General features: G+C 36.5%; 17 protein-coding genes and 3 pseudogenes. 15 read left to right on the top strand and 5 right to left on the bottom strand.

The annotated features are described in order from the left end of the window. The first annotated feature begins 136 nt into the window (after positions 1–136). The gene (locus EFK13_RS09605) at positions 137–1522 is read left to right on the top strand and encodes a glycoside-pentoside-hexuronide (GPH):cation symporter (protein ID WP_129505621.1); all 1386 of its coding nucleotides are present in this window, start codon (positions 137–139) and stop codon (positions 1520–1522) included. 313 nt (positions 1523–1835) lie between these two features. On the opposite strand, the gene EFK13_RS09610 is transcribed toward EFK13_RS09605, so the two are convergent. Beyond that, on the bottom strand, positions 1836–3188 hold the full coding sequence (locus EFK13_RS09610; RefSeq protein WP_129505620.1) for a NosD domain-containing protein: 1353 nt from the start codon (positions 3186–3188) through the stop codon (positions 1836–1838). Positions 3189–3596: 408 nt separating this feature from the next. Between EFK13_RS09610 and EFK13_RS21150 the strand changes: the two genes are divergently transcribed. Next, on the top strand, positions 3597–3914 hold the full coding sequence (locus tag EFK13_RS21150) for a phage baseplate protein (RefSeq protein WP_335842748.1): 318 nt from the start codon (positions 3597–3599) through the stop codon (positions 3912–3914). 534 nt (positions 3915–4448) lie between these two features. Here EFK13_RS21150 and EFK13_RS09615 read toward each other — a convergent pair. Together EFK13_RS09615 and EFK13_RS09620 are read right to left on the bottom strand one after the other, a co-directional pair. Further along, positions 4449–4595 (bottom strand): hypothetical protein, encoded by a 147-nt coding sequence (locus EFK13_RS09615; protein ID WP_248894272.1) that lies wholly within the window; start codon positions 4593–4595, stop codon positions 4449–4451. Positions 4596–4803: 208 nt separating this feature from the next. Beyond that, positions 4804–5697 carry a thermonuclease family protein gene (locus EFK13_RS09620; RefSeq protein ID WP_129505618.1) on the bottom strand — a complete coding sequence of 298 codons (894 nt, stop codon included), beginning with the start codon at positions 5695–5697 and terminating at the stop codon, positions 4804–4806. A gap of 182 nt (positions 5698–5879) precedes the next feature. Between EFK13_RS09620 and EFK13_RS09625 the strand changes: the two genes are divergently transcribed. From EFK13_RS09625 to EFK13_RS09675, 11 genes and pseudogenes are all read left to right on the top strand, one after another. Continuing rightward, entirely contained in the window at positions 5880–6131 is a 252-nt protein-coding gene (locus EFK13_RS09625; protein WP_129505617.1) for a SunI/YnzG family protein, read from the top strand. Between the two features lie 41 nt (positions 6132–6172). Further along, positions 6173–6604, top strand: a complete 432-nt coding sequence (locus EFK13_RS09630) for a hypothetical protein (protein ID WP_129505616.1) — start codon at positions 6173–6175, stop codon at positions 6602–6604. A gap of 198 nt (positions 6605–6802) precedes the next feature. Next, a pseudogene (locus EFK13_RS09635) lies at positions 6803–7186 on the top strand (SMI1/KNR4 family protein). Between the two features lie 70 nt (positions 7187–7256). Further along, positions 7257–8027: a DUF7225 domain-containing protein gene (locus EFK13_RS09640; protein ID WP_129505614.1), complete on the top strand. Its 771-nt coding sequence runs from the start codon at positions 7257–7259 to the stop codon at positions 8025–8027. Between the two features lie 485 nt (positions 8028–8512). Continuing rightward, on the top strand, positions 8513–11107 hold the full coding sequence (gene ppsA, locus EFK13_RS09645) for a phosphoenolpyruvate synthase (protein ID WP_129505613.1): 2595 nt from the start codon (positions 8513–8515) through the stop codon (positions 11105–11107). Positions 11108–11821: 714 nt separating this feature from the next. After that, complete coding sequence (locus EFK13_RS09650) at positions 11822–12475, top strand: DUF3885 domain-containing protein (protein WP_129505612.1); 654 nt, start codon at positions 11822–11824, stop codon at positions 12473–12475. A gap of 65 nt (positions 12476–12540) precedes the next feature. After that, positions 12541–12894, top strand: a complete 354-nt coding sequence (locus EFK13_RS09655; protein ID WP_129505820.1) for a hypothetical protein — start codon at positions 12541–12543, stop codon at positions 12892–12894. Between the two features lie 302 nt (positions 12895–13196). Next, positions 13197–13460: a permease gene (locus EFK13_RS09660; RefSeq protein ID WP_129505611.1), complete on the top strand. Its 264-nt coding sequence runs from the start codon at positions 13197–13199 to the stop codon at positions 13458–13460. A 190-nt stretch (positions 13461–13650) separates the two neighbouring features. Further along, entirely contained in the window at positions 13651–13815 is a 165-nt protein-coding gene (locus EFK13_RS09665; RefSeq protein ID WP_129505610.1) for a hypothetical protein, read from the top strand. A 225-nt stretch (positions 13816–14040) separates the two neighbouring features. Continuing rightward, positions 14041–14511 (top strand): hypothetical protein, encoded by a 471-nt coding sequence (locus tag EFK13_RS09670; protein ID WP_129505609.1) that lies wholly within the window; start codon positions 14041–14043, stop codon positions 14509–14511. A gap of 93 nt (positions 14512–14604) precedes the next feature. Then, positions 14605–15135 carry a GNAT family N-acetyltransferase gene (locus tag EFK13_RS09675; protein ID WP_129505608.1) on the top strand — a complete coding sequence of 177 codons (531 nt, stop codon included), beginning with the start codon at positions 14605–14607 and terminating at the stop codon, positions 15133–15135. Positions 15136–15200: 65 nt separating this feature from the next. Here the strand turns inward: EFK13_RS09675 and EFK13_RS21230 are convergent. Beyond that, positions 15201–15311: pseudogene (locus tag EFK13_RS21230) on the bottom strand (excalibur calcium-binding domain-containing protein); the annotation flags it as partial. Positions 15312–15336: 25 nt separating this feature from the next. Further along, positions 15337–15672 (bottom strand): annotated as a pseudogene (locus EFK13_RS21235) (thermonuclease family protein); the annotation flags it as partial. A gap of 446 nt (positions 15673–16118) precedes the next feature. Between EFK13_RS21235 and EFK13_RS09685 the strand changes: the two are divergent. Then, on the top strand, positions 16119–17510 hold the full coding sequence (locus EFK13_RS09685) for an MFS transporter (protein ID WP_129505607.1): 1392 nt from the start codon (positions 16119–16121) through the stop codon (positions 17508–17510). Between the two features lie 59 nt (positions 17511–17569). Continuing rightward, entirely contained in the window at positions 17570–19171 is a 1602-nt protein-coding gene (xynB, locus tag EFK13_RS09690; protein ID WP_129505606.1) for a xylan 1,4-beta-xylosidase, read from the top strand. Positions 19172–19255: the final 84 nt, after the last annotated feature.

Consider the following 19255-nt stretch of genomic DNA (forward strand, 5'->3'; position numbering starts at 1 on the left):
TATGTACAGTATCAGACGAAAATCTAAACATTATTGACAAGATTAGTATTTTAACTTCAATCTCCAAAGAAACAATGAATGAAGTTATTAATAATTTTTTGATCAATTCGAATTAGATAAAATGGAGGCTGCCATAATGATAAAAGAACAGGTCAGTGGGGGTATTATCGCAGATAAAGAAGAGCAAACACAAGGAGACAAAGTTCCATTATATCAAAAATTAAGTTATTCTTTGACTGACTTCGGTGGTAATTTATTATTCGTTACTATTAGTACCTATTTGCTCTATTTTTACACCGATGTGTTTGGTCTCAGTGTAGGAGTCGCTGGTACCTTGCTATTGATTACACGGTTTATTGATGCGATTGATGCGCCTATATGGGGGGCCTTAATTGATCGTACAAATACAAGGTGGGGGCAAAGTCGACCTTATTTCTTATGGTTGTGTGTCCCATTTGCCTTATTTTCATGGTTAACATTTTCAACACCAGATTTATCAGGAACTTGGAAAGTTGTCTATGCAGTTGTCACCTATATTTTTGCTGGTGTATTTTATACAGGTATTAGTTCACCAATGACTTCTATTCTACCGAATTTGTCCAACAACCCAAAAGAACGTGTTGTATTAAACTCGTACCGTATGGTGGGTGGAAATATCGGTTTACTTATAGCCAATAGTATAGTGCTTCCCCTTGTTGCAATTCTAGGTCAAGGTAATGATCAAAGAGGATTCTCCTTAACGCTGGCCATTTTAGGAATCATCGCAATTATCTCCTTCTTAATTGCATTTGCAAATGTTCGTGAAGTCAATTCTAGTACAGTTAAATCTATTCCATTAAAGAAAAGTGTAAAAGCTGCAAAACAGAATTGGCCTTGGATTATAATTGTTATAACTAATTTAATCTATTGGATTGGAACTACTGTAAGAAGCTCTGGGTTAATATATTACTTTCAATATAATATTGATGCAAAGAATTTAGTACCTATTGCAGGAGCTTTTTCTTCTATTGCAATTATAGGGATGATATTAATCCCATTTATGGTTAAATTAACAAATAAAAGATACGTTTTAATTGGAGCACTATTAGTTTCTGCAATATCTAATGTGATGATATTTTTTGTTGGGATGAACACTACGGCAGTCATTATATTTTACGCAATAGGTTCTGTGGGAACTGGAGTTGCTGCAGCGATGCCTTTTGTTATGTTATCAGATGCTGTAGATTTTGGTCATTGGAAAAATGGTATAAGAGCAAGTGGACTGTTAACTACAATTGGAAGCGCTTTCTGCGTTAAAGCAGGGAGTGGAATTGGTGCCTTTTTACCTTCGCAAGTTATGAGTGCTTTTAATTATAGACCAAATAGTATGCAAACACCTCAGGCACTCTTTGGTATTGAACTTAGTTTTGTTTGGATGCCAGCTGTTCTTTTTGTATTGGCAGCCATTCCTATGTTTTTTTACGGAAAATATGAGAAAGGTGAAGAACATATTAGAATAGAATTATTAGAAAGAGAAGTTTAAATTTAAACGTGTAATGAAGTAGCAGAATATTTAATGGACACCGTACGGTTATGAATTTAACGGATATAATAATAATATACGAAGGAACAGGTATTTAAATACTTGTTCCTTCTTTTCTTCTGAACTCCGTCAATTACAAGACTGTTTAGCTATAAATTGAAGGATTTCATAATCCTAGAAGGCCTCATAAAAAGGCACTTCCATCGCTAGGAAGCGCCCCGAAAATTAATTAAATGACAAAATAATTTAAGTACCCGATTTGCAATTGAAACTTTGGAACAAATTTATCACAAAACATAGTTGCATATATTATTTATTCTCCTGGCGCTGGAGTGACTCTAAATGCGTTTTTATACCTGTCCATAACAACCTGTTTATTACTTCCTGAATCAAGAATCGTATTATCATGTGATTCATCTTCTACCAATACTGTTTTTACGGTATATGGTTCTGATGCTTCGGTAGTCAATAAAGCGTTTACTTGAGCAGAGAAACAAGAAGCACTTATCTTGGCATGAGCCTCCTCCTTCTTTTCTGTGGCAACAACATGATTATTAGAAATGTAATTTCCAACACCCGAAACAATACGTATGATTACAGGTGTTTCACCCTCCGGTTTGATTTTCTTACGTTCAATTACTTCAGAAAAGTGATTAGCAATTACAGAATTATTACTGCCACTGATATAGAGGAGACCATAACAATCAGGTAAACCATTGTCTATTCCCTGAAAAGGAGGCCAAGGTTCATGTTCACGAAAAAAGTGATTTGAAGAAACCAAGTTTTCCGAACAATTTTCCTTGAATACCACCATTCCTGGATAAAATGAATGAAGTCTATTACTTGTAATACTGGAACGTGTCACACCCTCAAAACAGATACTGTTCTTACCTCGTGGAAAAATATTATTTGCTGAAATCAAAAGTCCACCAAATTTTTCAGCGTAAATTGAATATCCTTTAAAACCGGCTCCTATCAAGTTATCGGTAATTTTTGAAGCCTGTCCACTGCCTCGTAGTTCTATACAGTTACCACATTCAGCTATGAAATTGTCATGTATACTAAGAGCATCTGCATCACGAATAATAATTCCATGCTCTAAATACACAAACCCCATGCCTGTAATCCGAAATGAGTCAGAAGCATCTTTAACATAAATACCCGTTTTCCCGTTGGTGTATGTGTTTTCCGGTTTTATTCCAGGACCATCTGCAACAAAATGCAAACCATCAATACAAAAGTTAGAAAACTCTACCGAACTTATTCGGGGATCTCCGCTTCGTTCAACATAAAATGCAGCTCCTTTGTATTCCTCGTCATTTACTTCTAGGGGAATATTTACGAGAATGCGACTTCCTCCCGGCCACAATTCATGCCAATTCGGCCATTCATTCTCAGGAGTGTTAAAACGAATACTCGAAGATGTAAACCCATGTCCAGAACCCATAATTTTAAGATAACTGATGTCTATAAATACTTGACTGCAAAGATGATAATCTCCCGGTGGAATATAGATAACCGCACCCGGCTTTCCGCCTTCATTTTCATCAATGTTCGTTTGCCTACTTTTAATATCTGCTATAATGCTATTGATTACCTCACCAATATCCTCATACGGATTACCGACAGGCCACTCTGTTACGTCGTAATAATTTTCACTAGCCATAAATAAATTCTCCTATCAATTTAATGTGTTTGTTCATAAACTACTTTTTCCTTGATAGAGCTGGAAGTAAAGCCTTACGAATTCGTGTTTCACCTGCAGTTTTTCTGATTTTTTTCGCTCAGAAGGAATATTTCTTGGCAAAGAAAATCAGTATGTTCCTAAAGACGTTAAGGTTCTTCATAAAAATTTTATGAACTCACTCAATTCTAATTACCTTTCATTTAGGAAGCGCTTTCTAATTGTCGACAACATTAGTATATCACGTCTAAAATATATTTCAACCGGTTAACACAAGTTAGTGAATTATCATTATTATCACTTGAAAATAAGGGTTCCCTGCGAATGTTCCGGGAATAATATCACACGTATAAATATAGTAAAATAGTTAAGTGTGAAAAATTCTCTTTTTTGTCTTACGACTGCCACCAGAAACACTGTCGGAAACGATTTTGTGCGTTTTGCTTACACAGCGGGCGCCACACCCAACGGGGCAACGGAGGAATTAAACACTATAACAAATTCAACGATTACTATTCAATCCCTGTCATTGATAGAAAAAATGGCTTTGCGTTCCGAATCAGATTGAAAGATGATAATAGTTTGGTAGAGCTTCGGAAATTAAGTGACGTAAAAAACGGGGTAAATAAGGTGTTGGGAAAGGTGATCATTCCGAATGACTTAATCTATCTCCAAGGGTTCATAATAGAGGGATATGATTTGTACTGATACACGGGAGACACCAATAACAAAACGTATCGTGAAATCACGCAATTTAGCTGAAAGGATGGAAGCTTGAAAAAGCGTATCTCCTGTGATTTTGGATATGGGTCAGAAGGCAAATACGGACATGGTTTCTGAGAGCCTGAGTCAATCTTTTTATACAAAGACCTGTGAAGACAGGGAAAAAATCACTCTTCGCAGGCGTGGCGACGGGAGGTGGCGGAAAAAGACTTGCTAAGGTATACGCTTACCATTCAAAGGAAAATGCAGCCAAATTCGGATCTCGCTCAAGGGTATCAAGGGTATAAATTCACTCAATATAATGGCTATTTAAAGTGGCTTCCAGACGGCCTATAATCCTTTAAAGAATTTAGGCAACCCTATGCTGACGACAGAGACAAAAACGCTCTCAGATCACCCTGACAGTGGTTAAATATTGCGCGGCTGATCGTGTTGGATCTGTCATTAAACGTTAACCAGAAACGCAACAGCTCGGACAATTAAGATTTTAACTCGAGTTGTTATGAATGAAGGAATTGGTTAGATTTCAGCAAGTGAAAGCTGCCCTGTAGCCGTTACAACAGGAGATAGAAAGATCGTTTTTCGATCAAATGGAAATATCTCTGCTCTTGGATTATTTGCAAAAAGCGCGTCTAATGCAACACACACCAATATTGATGAAATCATCAAACCGGATTAAAAATGGGGGCTCTGTATGAACATATGTGGGCTTACCAATATGACGAAAACTATATTTATGATTGTCTGGTTGAAATTCAATATATAGAAGATGATGACTTAAATATGCAACGGATTGTACCGGAAAGTGCAACTGAGAAGAACGCCTCTTTTTTGAGCTTTAAACATAAAAAAGAAAGCCACAAAGGGCTTTCCATTATCTTTCGCATGCATAGTTGTCATGATCCCTGTCCATTTTCGATTGATAAGCAGGGTGGGAACTAGGCACTCCATGCGGATATTTCTTTCTTAACTCTGTACAATTTTTAAACGTTTTTGTTTCTCCAGTTGACGCTGAAGAGGAAGCCTCATTTTTACTTGTAGCAGAACTGTCGTTCGATGCCTTTGGAGGTGTCGGCTGTGTTGAAGCCGGTTGAGATGTTGTTGCTTTTTTAACTGCAGTGGTTTTCCCTTTCACACAGCCATTAAATCCTCTGTCAGTCACATAACCATTCTTACTCCAGATTGAAAGCTTCTCTGTTTTTGCTTCTTGTTCATCTTTTCTGTATTGCTCTATGTATCTCGTATTTGGCTCATATACATAAGCTACTCTGGCCAATCCTTCTTTCAACAATGTCTCTTCAACAGATTTGCCATCAACATAAACGTAAGCTAACAGTCTTCCATACTTATCTCTGCGATCGCCTTTATCAAATTCAAGTTGCAGCTTACCGCTGTTGACCAATTCTTTATTTCGCTTAGATGCATTATCGCCATATGGTTGAACACAAGAATTGGGTTTCTTCGTCTCAGGTGTATCTACGAGCAAGTAGCGGACTGTGTCTACATTTCCGTTGTAGCTAACTTTAATTGTGTCACCATCAACAGCTCTATCTAGAGTAACATCGACCAATTCCTTTTTGTCTTTTGAACCAGACTTGCCTGTTGATTTTTCTGTTGGAGATTCCTTTTGATCTGTCTTCTGTTCAGCATCCTTAGCAACTTGTTGTGCTTCTTTTTCTGAGCTGACTTTTTCTGCATCATTTGAGCCGCAGGCTGCTAACGATAAACTCAAAGTGAATGCAGCAAAGCCTAATATTGCTTTCTTCAACTTCATAACCCCTCTTAGAATGTTTGTTCTCTATTTATATCGGTAGACCATTAATAATTATAATCCTATCTCCAATTACAGCGGAATTTAATTTTTCCTTAATATGTTTCGCATGTCAGTCTATCATTTCGAAGGGTATGTTAAAATTTTACTGAGTTTATTGTCAAAAGGGGAATGAGATTATGCTGGGGATTAACGTTGAAAAGTCAAATGAAAACTTAATGATCAATTGGCAATTATCCAAAGTTGAAATTCCAATCAAAGAAATCAATGATGTATTTCTTGACCCAAACTATGGGGGAGAAGAGAAAAGCGCAGTAAGGATTGGGTTTCCTTATGGATCTACAGATAGAGTGGTGATAAAAACAGCAAATAACACTTATATTTTGTTCACTACTAATGCTGCTTCAATTATGAGTGAAATTGTTTCTTAATAAACAATTGGTATCCTATCATGTTCAAAAAGAGGGATAAAGTGATCAATGTAATTTATGATGTTAAAACACTAGAAGGATCGTGTTATATAGAGGTTCTTCCTAATAGGTATAACGACAAATGTTGGAATGCTTCTTCTATTTTCTTTACAGAAGATAACTTTGGTTATATTGTGCCTGTCTTTGAGAAGTGCTATAAAAAATTTGATTATTTCGGTGTCAATGAAATAGATATAGATACGTGGAAAATCATTTTTAAAGAACTGGAAAGCTTAAAACAAAATTTAATTAATGATCCTAAGCCAAACTCACTAAAACGTATAATAGGATTTCCATTTATTTATTCTGAGAAGGAATTTATGGAAAACTATGATACTCATGTAAAGCAGCTCTGCTTGATGATTACTGAATTTCAATTATGGATAGAAGAAAAAAGTGTTTCAGCTAAATTCATTTCCATTTTGGGAATGTAATGGGACAAAGTCCTCTTACAAGAGACGTCTGATAAATTTCGCTTTAACATGTTTTTGTGTAGTAATATTTAGTGAGATGATTTGCAAAGGGGAATTTTTATGGAAGAGGGAAAGTTAGTTCACATGACGCTAGATGGTATGAAGAAAGCAGTTTCTAAATATGGTACATTTCCTTTGTTCCATCATGGGGGTTATGTCATGGAAGATGCTGCTTTTCATTTCAAAGAGCCAGCAAGTCCTCAAGGAATTAGCGACTTAGAAAAGAAGTTAGGTGTTCATTTCCCTTTTGGAAATGTTTGATGGTGTTGAAATACTTAACATAGAAGGAATCATTGAATATCATGAAGTTCAAGATTTTCCCGAGGGATACATCCTAATTGGATATCATTTTGACGGAAGATATGTCATAGACACAAACAAATCAAAAAAAGGATTAGGTTATATGTTATATCTCGATTCAATTGATGATATTGAAGATGCAGTTAACTTAGATTCTAACTTTGAAATATGTCTTCTAATGGGACGAAATATTGGGAAGTGAGTCCGAATATCCAAGAGTATGATAAACGGGTGTTAGAATAACAATTCGGCAAAAGAAGAGAATCATGACTGATTTCAATATCCAAAGAAACTGCAATTTGAGGGAAGTATAATGACAATTTACGATCAAATTAAGAGTGTTTTACATCATAAAATTTATGAGTTAGTTACACCTCAAGAAGTAAAGAAAACTCTTCAAGAGAAATACGGAACGAATCCAGATAGTGTTATTTTATCTGATTATTGTTATAACCGATATAATAAGGGGATTTCTTTTAATAAACACCTCTTTGAATATGTGAATAGGAGTTCCTACAAGTACTTAGGTGAAAATTCTCTATATACAGGACTTATTTTCCGAAAATCAAAAGGGGAAGATAGGGAAGTTATTGTAGGTGAATGGGTAAACGGTGTTAAATCTTTACGAGAAATAAATGATCAAGCTGAAATCATTAGTAAGCAACAAATTTTGAATCTTTATAATGAATATAACCAAATCTTAAGATATGAAATGAATATATTAAACTGTAAGCCCACGGAATTGAGACATTTAATTGGCAGGATTGGTGAATTTATTTGTGCAATTCAAACCAATGGTTCTTTAGCTCGCCAAACGAATCAACATGGTTTTGATGTTGTAAGTGGTGGCAGAAGGATTAGTGTAAAAACAACAGCTCAATTAAATGGTTTTATTTCGATAAATAAAAATACATTTGATGATTTTGATCATTTTTTTGTAGTTCAATACGTAAATGATGATTTTAAAGTTATTTATTTTGGGCCAAAGGAAGAAGTGAAAACAATCAGCAAAGTTTACGAAGGTAAATATGAAGTTAGACTTGAACAACTAAAGAGACTAAATAAGGAATATCAATTAAATTAAACAATTGTTGAAAATAAAACATCCCTTCACACTAAGTAAGGGGATGTTTGTTTAGTTCTCACATACTTTATTTTCGCATACTTGCTTACGAGTTGCATCTACAGTAAATGATCCTATTTCGTCATTAGTTTTGTCATAGACTCCTCAAATTATCTCATAATCATTAGTGTATCAATTCGTTCAATATCTTTATCGTTTGTTTTAATGTGCTCAGTCATTCTTTTTTTAGCTGGCGTACAATCTTCCTTTTGCTGAGTTTCTGGGGTTTTTTTAATGTCGTGTTGTTGCATAGGACGGCTAGATGATTATGCAGTAAATGGAGACGGATCGAACCAAGTTTTTTTATATTGCGCAACAACAGACACGATGATATAATCAGAACACGTCTGTTTTATATGTAAAATATTACACTTATCCCATCTTATATTTTAATTGTATCACCCCGGAAAGCTATTGTCAATTTTTTTTTGAAGGAGAGATGTAGAATGGATACTTTGATACTTGGTTTCAATGAAATGGAAAAAACACAGCTTTTGCTCGTTGGAGGAAAAGGGTTAAATTTAGGGGAATTATCAAAAATTCAAGGGATACGAGTGCCTGAAGGATTTTGTGTTACAACAGCGGGATACCAAAAAGTCATCGAACAAAACGAAACGTATCATGTTTTGTTGGATCGACTAACCATGTTAAAAGTAGAGGATCGAGATCAAATTGGTGAAATCAGCAGTAAGATTCGACGAATCATTATGGAAGCAGAAATCCCTTCAGATGTTGTGAAAGCAGTTTCTCAATATCTCTCCCAATTTGGCGAGGAACATGCTTATGCAGTGCGTTCTAGCGCGACTGCTGAAGATTTGCCGCATGCTTCTTTTGCCGGTCAACAAGATACCTATCTAAATATTATCGGCAAAGACGCGATCTTGCAGCATATCAGCAAATGCTGGGCTTCCCTGTTCACGGAGCGCGCGGTCATCTACCGTATGCAAAATGGATTCGATCACAGGCAAGTTTATTTATCCGTTATTATTCAAAAGATGGTTTTCCCTAAGGCTTCAGGGATTTTATTTACTGCTGATCCCATTACTTCTAACCGAAAATTGCTATCCATCGATGCCAGTTTTGGGCTTGGAGAAGCTCTGGTCTCCGGCTTGGTATCTGCCGATTGTTATAAAGTGCGGGATGAGGGCATCGTTGAGAAGAGGGTCGCAACCAAAAAATTAGCTATTTATGGAAGGGGAGAAGGCGGAACAGAGACAAAGCAGATCGATCTTGATCAGCAGATGTCCCAAACACTCACTGACGGGCAAATTTTACAGCTGGCACGTCTCGGAAGACAGATCGAAGCTCATTTCGGCCAGCCGCAAGATATCGAATGGTGTTTGGCTGATGATACATTTTATATTGTTCAGAGTCGGCCGATCACTACTTTATACCCGATCCCAGAAGCGAATGATCAAGAAAATCACGTCTATCTATCTGTTGGTCATCAGCAAATGATGACTGATCCCATTAAACCGTTGGGATTGTCTTTTTACCTGTTAATTACTCCTGCACCTATGCGTAAAGCCGGCGGAAGGTTGTTTGTTGATGTTGCGGCTAGACTGACGACACGTGCCGGCCGGGAAACTTTATTAAATACCGTGGGATCTGATCCGCTTACAAAAGACGCACTCACGACCGTAATCGAGCGCGATTTTATAAAATTGCTGCCAAATGATCAAACAGCACCGATTCCGGGCGGTGGTCATACAGATATGCCGGCGCAATTCGAGAACGATCCGACAATCGTTTCTGATTTGATGAAGCGCAGCCAAACATTGATTGAAGAGTTAAAGCAAAACATCCAAGCGAAATCGGGATCGGATTTGTTTGATTTTATTCTGGAAGATATTCAGCAATTAAAGAAGATCTTATTTGACCCGCAAAGTACGGCTGTGTTTATGGCTGCGATGAATGCCTCTGCATGGATCAATGAAAACATGAACGAGTGGCTAGGCGAAAAAAACGCCGCTGATACCCTTTCTCAATCTGTACCGGGCAATATTACTTCTGAAATGGGTCTGGCGCTGATGGATGTGGCGGATGTGATTCGCCCTTATCCAGAAGTGATTGATTATTTGCAGCATGCAAAAGAAGATAACTTTCTCGAAGAACTGGTTACGTTTGATGGAGGAAGGGAAACCCAAGACGCTATCTATGATTATCTCAGAAAATACGGAATGCGGTGTCCTGGAGAAATTGATATTACAAGACCTCGCTGGAGTGAAAAACCCATAACACTTGTCCCTATGATTCTTAGTCATATCCAAAACTTTGAGCCTAATGCCGGCAATCGAAAGTTTGAGCAAGGGCGGCGTGTTGCTTTGGAAAAAGAACAAGAGTTAATAGATCGATTGAAGCAATTACCGGATGGTGAACAAAAGGCGAAAGAAACAAAACGAATGATCGACCTCATCCGGAATTTCATCGGCTACCGGGAATATCCAAAATATGGCATAGTAAGTCGTTACTTTGTATATAAGCAGGCTTTGCTGAAAGAAGCCGAACAACTCGTACAAGCGGGCGTTATTCATGATAAAGAAGATATATACTACCTCACTTTTGAAGAGCTTCACGAAGTCGCGCGCACAAAAAAAATAGATGACCAGATCCTCAGCAAGCGGAAAGACGAGTACAAATTATATGAAAAACTGACTCCTCCACGTGTAATCACGTCTGATGGCGAAATCATTACAGGTGAGTACAAACGAGAAAATTTGCCGGCTAATGCGATTGCAGGCCTGCCTGTTTCTTCCGGAGTGATAGAAGGAAGAGCACGTGTCATTTTAAACATGGAAAATGCCGATCTGGAAGATGGAGATATATTAGTCACCTCCTTTACCGACCCAGGCTGGACACCATTATTTGTATCCATAAAAGGACTGGTCACCGAAGTTGGCGGATTAATGACCCACGGAGCGGTTATCGCACGCGAATATGGCCTGCCGGCAGTTGTCGGAGTGGAAAACGCAACCAGACTGATCAAAGACGGGCAACGAATTCGCGTGAATGGAATAGAAGGGTACATTGAAATATTGTAATGATTAAATCAATTGAGAACCTCGTTATAATGGAAGGCCTTAAATGGATAAAAGAACGGTTATCCTGTTCGTTCTTTTATCTAATTGAGCAGAGATGATGAATATTTGATTGCTACACACATTGAGGTTTTAGCTATTCTTCGACAGTATCAGAGAATCAATGAAATATACAAAAATGAAAAATATGACTTTAATGATAAGCAAAGCCGGAACCCCATAGAGTGGGAATCCGGCTTTTTTAAGTGAAAATGGCTTAAGGTGCGAAATCCACATTTTGGTGTGGCGGAACTTCTTTAAATGAACTTTTTAATCACCAACATTTACATTGAAAAAGAAATTATTCAAGTATCAAACAGGGAAATTAATGAGTCAAGTGATGTAACAGTTGGTTTCGATGCTTTCGGAGAAAAAAAGGGGAGAAAATCAGAGAGTATTTTTTGGCAGCGTATAGTTCAATAGCAGAAGGTGTAAAAAGGAGTTATTGATATTCCAAAAAGATCATATCCATATCGATCACTCAGGGTGAAAATGATATACTAAAGTTACAAATGCAGGAGGAAATTACAATTTATCTGGGGCTGCAAAAACTCATTCTTTTATTCAGAAAGGGTTTGTTTAAATTAGTAAAGCGAACCTGTAGTTCGATAATTATTAAATGAAAGGTAAAAAAACGAGTGATTTGCTTATTCGATTAACGAAAGTGAGAATGTGTGAATGAAGATAAAGGAGTATATGGATGAAAGGTTTCCAAGTCTCGAAGTAATTCCTAGTATCTATAATCAATGGGGTTTAGGAATCCACTTTTGTCTCGGGGAAAATATTTATCAACTCAAAGAGAATGAAGAATTGAATCTTAAGAGATTTTGGATTGTATATGACCAAATCTCCACGATTTTCAATGAATTATTTGAACAAAACGATGACATATTCCTTGTGACGAATATGTATAAGCACAAAACGAAATGTATAAGAAAATTGAAGGTGTATCAACCGTATCTAAAATGTAAAAAATATTTAAATCAAATCCATGTGAAGACGTATCCTTACCCGTTTGAAATAGATAAAGCAGAAGAATACGAGATGCAACAATTTTCCTTGTTATGCAAACCTCGAGACTTACGAGTAACTGAATTACTTAAAGCAGCGAGTAATGAAGATTTTCCATTGCAACCAAGATTCGGAGGTTACTCTATTGATTACCCTGATGTTTTCTTTGTGAACATTACAAAAGACGTCATTTTCTTTATCTATGATGACCGTGGATGTGAAGTCATAGCTCTTGATTTTGAACGAATACGTCCACTTTATGAAAAACATCACGACTGGGTAGAAGAATATAAATACATATACCAGGAGAGGCAGAATTAGATTGTGAGAGCACTACATACAAGATTTAACGCTTATTGAAACTAAGAAACTTAGAATTTTTTCAATTGATATTATGTGATGATGAGAGGTCTGCATTTTTATTAGTACTTGATGAAAGACTAGTGGATTCTGATTCTCAAGGCGGTAACCATATTAGTGTTTATTTAGTTACTCACTTTGAGTTATCTGATCAGTCATATAAAGATGTATTAAGCTTCAATGATGATCTTTTAGGTATGAAGCATAACTGTTCGTATGCAATGGATATTCTGAGCGTTAAAGAGGAATTTGATTTCGATTTCCCATTTGATATGCTTGCAATTAAAAGATACGTACAAGAATTAATAAAAATGTTAGGGATTGATCTAACACTGCCTGAAATGATAGAAAGAGATTTTGATAAACTTTCTCAAGACTAGACAAATCTCCGATTCAATTTGCAAACAATTTTTGAAGTTATTGAAGTAGCAAGTGAGCGTATTGTCCAATGTGAGGTAATGGGGAAAATTCAAGTAGTTGACGTGTTAAGGGATGTTCAGGTGTTTATTGGGTTGTAAAGAAAGAGAATGGATAAATTGAATGGTAGCTGAAGGGTTTGTAGAGTAGGCTTCTATATCAAAACCGGTTTGATTGTATGTTGAATGGAAGCGGCTTTGAAAAGAGGTGAAGTGCGATTAAAAAAATAGTTTTATTATCCAGTATTTTCGGGATTGTGCTATCAATGATTGGACAATTATTTGGAGTCCTAACAGATTTCTTTATTCCAGGTATTGCACGGCTTATGGGGGTTTTAGCTGGTATCCTAGTATTACTAAGCCTGAAGTCAAGGAACACAGAAATGCAGGCATTTATAGTGGGCTCAAGTACTGCGTTAGGAATAATGGGTGCAGGAGTTTTATATTTACCCGCTGCGCTAGTCAATGTTTTAATTGGGTTCAAGCTAAACAAAAAGTTAAAAGAAGAAAACACGAAGGAACATATCTGAATCGACTGCTTTTTGTTTAGGGAGACCATGGAAAATTCAGTAAGAAAAGAATATTCAGTTAGTTGCTCATTTTAACGGATGGTATAGAACCACCAAAAGACCATATACTGATGATGAAGAACGGATTAAATTAAGCGTAAAAGAGTTCGAATTGCTTGGCTTTACTTTATTCTGAGAGGGGTCGAGTAAGATGAATAAGAAAAAGGGTGAAATACAAAGAAAATATAGAGAACAAATGAGAGAGAAGACAGAACAACATAAAGTAGATGGCGGTTCACATACTTTTGAAATTGTTGTTGTGCTAGCCATTATTATTTTGATATTTTTCTTTAATTCAGTATTTAAGGCTTTTTAAGAATCCTTTTAAGTGTATTTGTGAAAACGATGTTTGGATATTTGAAGTTTTTAAAACCAGCGCTGAAAAATAGCCCAGTGCACCAAACCAGTTCTAAAGACTAATACTCCATTTATTTTTTCTCGCCCAGAAAAAATTCTGGATATACCACAGGAAAATTTGAGGATATGAGAAATTCAAGACAATTTATTCTTAAAAATTAATCACCAAATAAAGGGAAGCAAAATGAAATTATTCAATGAATTTATAAATATAGCTAAAACTTTTAATGAAGAGCTAGGCACAATTCCATTATTATATGGCTCTTTAGGTCTTGAAAAGGTAACCGGTGTGGACTTTTCCCCGGAAGATATTGATATCTTAATTCCTTTAATTTTTTTAGAGGGAAAGTGGGAAAGACTAAAAAAAATGATGGAACTGCAAGGATACAAAATGGTCGATTTTCATGAGCATGAATTTAGGAAAACTAATACTAAAGTGGGCATTGCTCACATTGAGGATTTAAAGCCATTTGCAGATGTAGACTATAATAACCTAGAGGTTTTTGAAGATGACGGAGCGAAATATCATTTGCTAACGATTGATGATTACCTCAAGGTTTATCATAAGTCTTTATTAGATAGTTATAGAAGAACAAAGAAGAATAATAAAGACCAAAGTAAAATTAACATATTGAATAAACTGATACAGAATTAATTTCTGTATTCTTTGTTGTTCCAACTTTTGAAGGGAAGCACCGTTTATAGCATGAAGTAAACTTGCAGTAACTAAAAAAACAGGGGGTTAAAAATGGAACTTTCAATTCGACAAGAACGCACTCATGAATATGATACGACTGAAGACACTGTTAAAAGAGCTTTCTTAAATGAAATATATAGCGACAAAAAAGAGCATTTCCTTGTAAATAGGATTAGAAAATCAGATGCTTTTATTCCTGAACTTTCATTAGTCGCACTAAATGCCAAGGATATCGTAGGCCATGTTCTTTTATCTAAAATAAAGATTGTGGATGGTGATAACGCAGTCGATTCTTTAGCGCTTGCCCCGGTTTCTGTTGCACCTGAGTATCAGAGAAAAGGAATCGGGAGTCAATTAATTCATGTAGCGTTGAAAAAAGCAAAAGAGCTTGGTTATCGTTCAGTCATTGTTTTAGGGCATAAAGATTATTATCCAAAGTTTGGGTTTAAGCCAGCTAGCTTATGGAATATCAAAGCTCCATTTGAGGTGCCTGATGAAGCATTTATGGCTTTAGAATTATCAAAGGATTCTCTGGAAAATGTAAAAGGTGTCGTTCATTATTCAAAAGCTTTTTCAGCGTAAAATCTAGATGGTTGTTTAAAGATGTTCTCTCCGAAAATAAAAAAAGCCGCAAAGGGCTTTAATTATCATCCGCAAGTATAGTTGTCATGATCTCTGTCCATTTTAGGCTGGTAAGCAGGGTGGGAACTAGGTACTCCATGCGGGTTTTACTCAGAGCAATTGGCAAACGTATCTGTTCTCCAGCAGAGTGTCACTCGATTTTTAAAAATTGCAGGCTGAGATGTTGTCGCTTTTTAACCACTCTGTTTTTGCCTCTCGTTCGCTTTTCTGTATTGATATGTATTTCGTGTTTGGCTCATACATATAAGCTACTCTGTTTCATGAACAGACTTGCCATCAACATAAACGTAAGCTAACAACGTTCCATACTTATCTCTGCAATCAGCCTGTACCAAACTCTAATTGCAGCTTACCGCTGTTAATCAATCCTTTATTTCGTTTAGATGCATTTTCGTCATATGGTTGAACACAGTAGATCTGTTTTTTTTGCCTTTGGAGTGTTGACAGTAAGTAGCGAACAAAGGACCCGGTGTTATTAATTGATATACAAAAAGAAGATAAAACCAATATTTATGTCAGGTCAGTTTACATTTTCTGAAAAAGATATTGAAAAAGCTGAAAAGATTTTATAATATTAACTCAAGTTAGTTTGTTTGATCAACAAACTAACGAGCCGAACTTTAATTGTCCATAAAATAAGCTTCTTGCTGAATATGTTTGGAAGGGGGATAACAGGCTCGATTTAATTGGAGCTACACAATATAAGAAACGAAAGAATGAAGCTTTTATCCTTTTCCGTATATAAGGTATGGAGAAAAAAGATGCATGCACTGTTTGCTGATAACCATTTATATGACAAAAATGCTCTGTGAAAGTGAATCACTTTCATTTTTGAAAGCGCTTTTATATACACTTGCTAGCCAATAAGTGTAGACCATCTCATACGATTCCTTATTTAATGAGCGAAAAAAGGGGAGAAAATCATGCTCAGTGAAAATGTAAAAAAGATTAGCATGGTTGAAAAAGTTGGATATGCGTCTGGGGATTTCGCGTGTAATTTAATTTATGCAACAGTATCTACTTATCTTTTGTTCTTTTATACAGATGTATTTGGTTTATCGGCAGCAACAGCCGGTACTATGTTCTTAGTGGTTAGAATCATCGACGCTCTCGCTGATCCTTTTATTGGAACAATAGTAGACAGAACGCATAGCAGATTTGGACGCTTTAGGCCGTATCTTTTATTCGGAGCTTTTCCATTTGTGGTACTGGCAATACTCTGTTTTACAACTCCGGATTTTTCGGATATGGGAAAATTAATATATGCCTATATAACCTACGTTGGATTGTCGCTTACATACACAATGATAAACGTTCCCTATGGCGCGTTAACTTCTGCAATGACTAGAAATAATCAAGAAGTGGTTAGTATAACATCTGTTCGTATGTTATTTGCGAATCTTGGGGGACTTGTCGTTGCATTTTTTGTTCCCTTACTGGCTGCTTATTTAAGCGACACGTCCGGCAACGAATCTCTTGGCTGGCAACTAACCATGGGTATTTTGGGAATGATAGGCGGGTGCCTTTTAATCTTTTGTTTTAAAAGCACAAAAGAGCGTGTCACTCTTCAAAAATCTGAAGAAAAAATTAAATTATCTGATATATTTGAGCAATTTCATGTTAATCGTCCGCTCGTTGTATTGAGTATTTTCTTTATTATTATTTTTGGAGTGAATTCAATCAGTAATTCGGTTGGCATCTATTACGTGACGTATAACTTAGGAAGAGAGGATTTAGTGAAGTGGTACGGTTTGATTGGAAGTTTGCCTGCTTTGGTCATTTTACCGTTTATTCCAAGGCTTCATCAATTATTGGGGAAGAAGAAGTTACTAAACTATGCATTATTACTGAATATTATCGGCCTCCTAGCTTTACTGTTTGTTCCGCCAAGTTATGTATACCTCATATTCTTCTTTCGATTAATTGCTGCTGCAGGAAGTCTCACTGCCGGGGGATATATGTGGGCGCTCATTCCTGAAACAATAGAATATGGAGAATATAGGACCGGGAAAAGAATGGGCGGGCTCATATACGCGATCATCGGATTTTTCTTTAAGTTTGGTATGGCTCTGGGAGGAGTAGTGCCAGGACTGGTTCTAGATAAGTTTGGATATGTGGCAAATCAGGCACAAACCCCGGAGGCATTAACGGGAATTTTAATTACAACAACTATTATTCCCGTGTTTTTGCTGGTTCTAGCCATGATTGATATTCATTTCTATAATTTGGATGATGAAAAATATAAAAACATGATACGAGAATTAGAGAATAGAGATAAAGTTTATTTGGATCATATTGATGATTTCAAAGCGTAAAATTGACTGCGTCAAATAAAAGAGGCTTATGTAAAAAAACAGCTGAGGGGGAGTTCCAAATGAAGATTATCAATCCAGTGCTTAAAGGATTCAATCCCGATCCAAGTATTTGCAGGGTAGGAGAGGATTATTATATCGCTGTATCTACATTTGAGTGGTTTCCAGGAGTCCAGATCCACCATTCGAAAGATTTAGTAAATTGGCACTTAGTTGCACATCCATTGCAGAGAGTTTCCCAATTAGACATGAAAGGAAACCCTAATTCAGGCGGGGTGTGGGCGCCGTGTTTAAGTTATAGCGATGGAAAGTTTTGGCTGATCTATACGGATGTTAAGGTAGTAGACGGGGCTTGGAAAGATTGTCACAATTATTTAGTGACTTGTGACACGATTCATGGTGACTGGGGAGAGCCGATTACATTAAATAGCTCGGGGTTTGATGCATCTTTGTTCCATGATACAGATGGAAAAAAATATTTATTAAATATGTTATGGGATCAACGTGTTGATCGGCACTCATTCGGAGGAATTGTCATACAGGAATATTCTGATAAGGAGCAAAAATTAATTGGTAAACCGAAAGTTATATTTAAAGGAACGGATAGAAAGCTGACTGAAGCTCCGCACCTATATCTTATCGGGAACTATTATTATTTATTAACTGCAGAAGGAGGAACACGGTTCGAACACGCTGCTACAATTGCCCGTTCTGCAAATATTGAAGGCCCATATGAAGTTCATCCCGATAATCCAATCTTAACGTCATGGCATGACCCAGAAAATCCGTTGCAAAAATGCGGACACGCGTCCATTGTCCAAACACATACAGGTGAGTGGTATTTAGCGCACTTAACGGGACGTCCTATTCATCCGGACGATGATTCAATTTTTCAGCAGAGGGGATATTGTCCTTTGGGCAGAGAAACAGCTATCCAAAAACTCTATTGGAAAGATGGATGGCCTTATGTAGAAGGTGGAAAAGAAGGGAGCTTGGAGGTGAAAGCGCCTTCTATACCCAAAACAACGTTTGAAGCAACATACCCGGAAGTTGATGAATTCGAGGATTCATCATTAAATATTAATTTCCAAACTTTAAGGATTCCGTTTACGAATGAATTAGGTTCATTGACTCAAGTGCCAAATCATTTACGATTATACGGCCATGAATCATTAACCTCGACATTTACTCAGGCATTTGTAGCCAGACGTTGGCAAAGTCTCCACTTTGAAGCGGAAACGGCTGTTGAGTTTTATCCGGAAAATTTTCAACAAGCCGCCGGATTGGTGAACTATTACAATACAGAGAACTGGACGGCTCTTCAAATCACACATGATGAAGAACTTGGGCGTATTCTTGAATTAACAATATGTGATAACTTTTCTTTTTCACAGCCATTAAAAAATAAAATTGTGATTCCTCTTCAAGTAAAGTATGTATATTTAAAAGCAAATGTTGAAAGAGAAAATTATTATTATTTCTATTCTTTTAACAGAGAAGATTGGCGAAAAATTGACATTGCATTGGAATCGAAAAAATTATCAGATGATTACATCCGTGGAGGAGGATTCTTCACAGGAGCCTTTGTAGGGATGCAATGCCAAGATACCAGCGGTAATCATATTCCGGCCGACTTTAAATATTTTCGTTATGAAGAAAAATAATTTACATATGAAAAAGGAGACTTCTACAACTCCTTTTTCATATTCAACATTAAAATAACAAAACAAAAAACTCATCTTTAAAGA

Origin of the sequence: Bacillus cabrialesii, from assembly GCF_004124315.2 — a bacterium.
Taxonomy (GTDB): Bacteria; Bacillota; Bacilli; order Bacillales; family Bacillaceae; genus Bacillus; species Bacillus cabrialesii.

Excerpts from the sequence above, each read along its gene's own strand:
- EFK13_RS09605 (WP_129505621.1), top strand. The coding sequence starts at position 137 with ATGATAAAAGAACAGGTCAGTGGGGGTATTATCGCAGATAAAGAAGAG.
- EFK13_RS09640 (WP_129505614.1), top strand. The coding sequence starts at position 7,257 with ATGACAATTTACGATCAAATTAAGAGTGTTTTACATCATAAAATTTAT.
- EFK13_RS09660 (WP_129505611.1), top strand. The coding sequence starts at position 13,197 with ATGATTGGACAATTATTTGGAGTCCTAACAGATTTCTTTATTCCAGGT.
- xynB (WP_129505606.1), top strand. The coding sequence starts at position 17,570 with ATGAAGATTATCAATCCAGTGCTTAAAGGATTCAATCCCGATCCAAGT.
- EFK13_RS09685 (WP_129505607.1), top strand. The coding sequence starts at position 16,119 with ATGCTCAGTGAAAATGTAAAAAAGATTAGCATGGTTGAAAAAGTTGGA.
- EFK13_RS09625 (WP_129505617.1), top strand. The coding sequence starts at position 5,880 with ATGCTGGGGATTAACGTTGAAAAGTCAAATGAAAACTTAATGATCAAT.
- EFK13_RS09675 (WP_129505608.1), top strand. The coding sequence starts at position 14,605 with ATGGAACTTTCAATTCGACAAGAACGCACTCATGAATATGATACGACT.
- EFK13_RS09615 (WP_248894272.1), bottom strand. The coding sequence starts at position 4,595 with ATGATTTCATCAATATTGGTGTGTGTTGCATTAGACGCGCTTTTTGCA.
- EFK13_RS09610 (WP_129505620.1), bottom strand. The coding sequence starts at position 3,188 with ATGGCTAGTGAAAATTATTACGACGTAACAGAGTGGCCTGTCGGTAAT.
- EFK13_RS09665 (WP_129505610.1), top strand. The coding sequence starts at position 13,651 with ATGAATAAGAAAAAGGGTGAAATACAAAGAAAATATAGAGAACAAATG.
- EFK13_RS09650 (WP_129505612.1), top strand. The coding sequence starts at position 11,822 with ATGAAGATAAAGGAGTATATGGATGAAAGGTTTCCAAGTCTCGAAGTA.
- EFK13_RS09670 (WP_129505609.1), top strand. The coding sequence starts at position 14,041 with ATGAAATTATTCAATGAATTTATAAATATAGCTAAAACTTTTAATGAA.
- ppsA (WP_129505613.1), top strand. The coding sequence starts at position 8,513 with ATGGATACTTTGATACTTGGTTTCAATGAAATGGAAAAAACACAGCTT.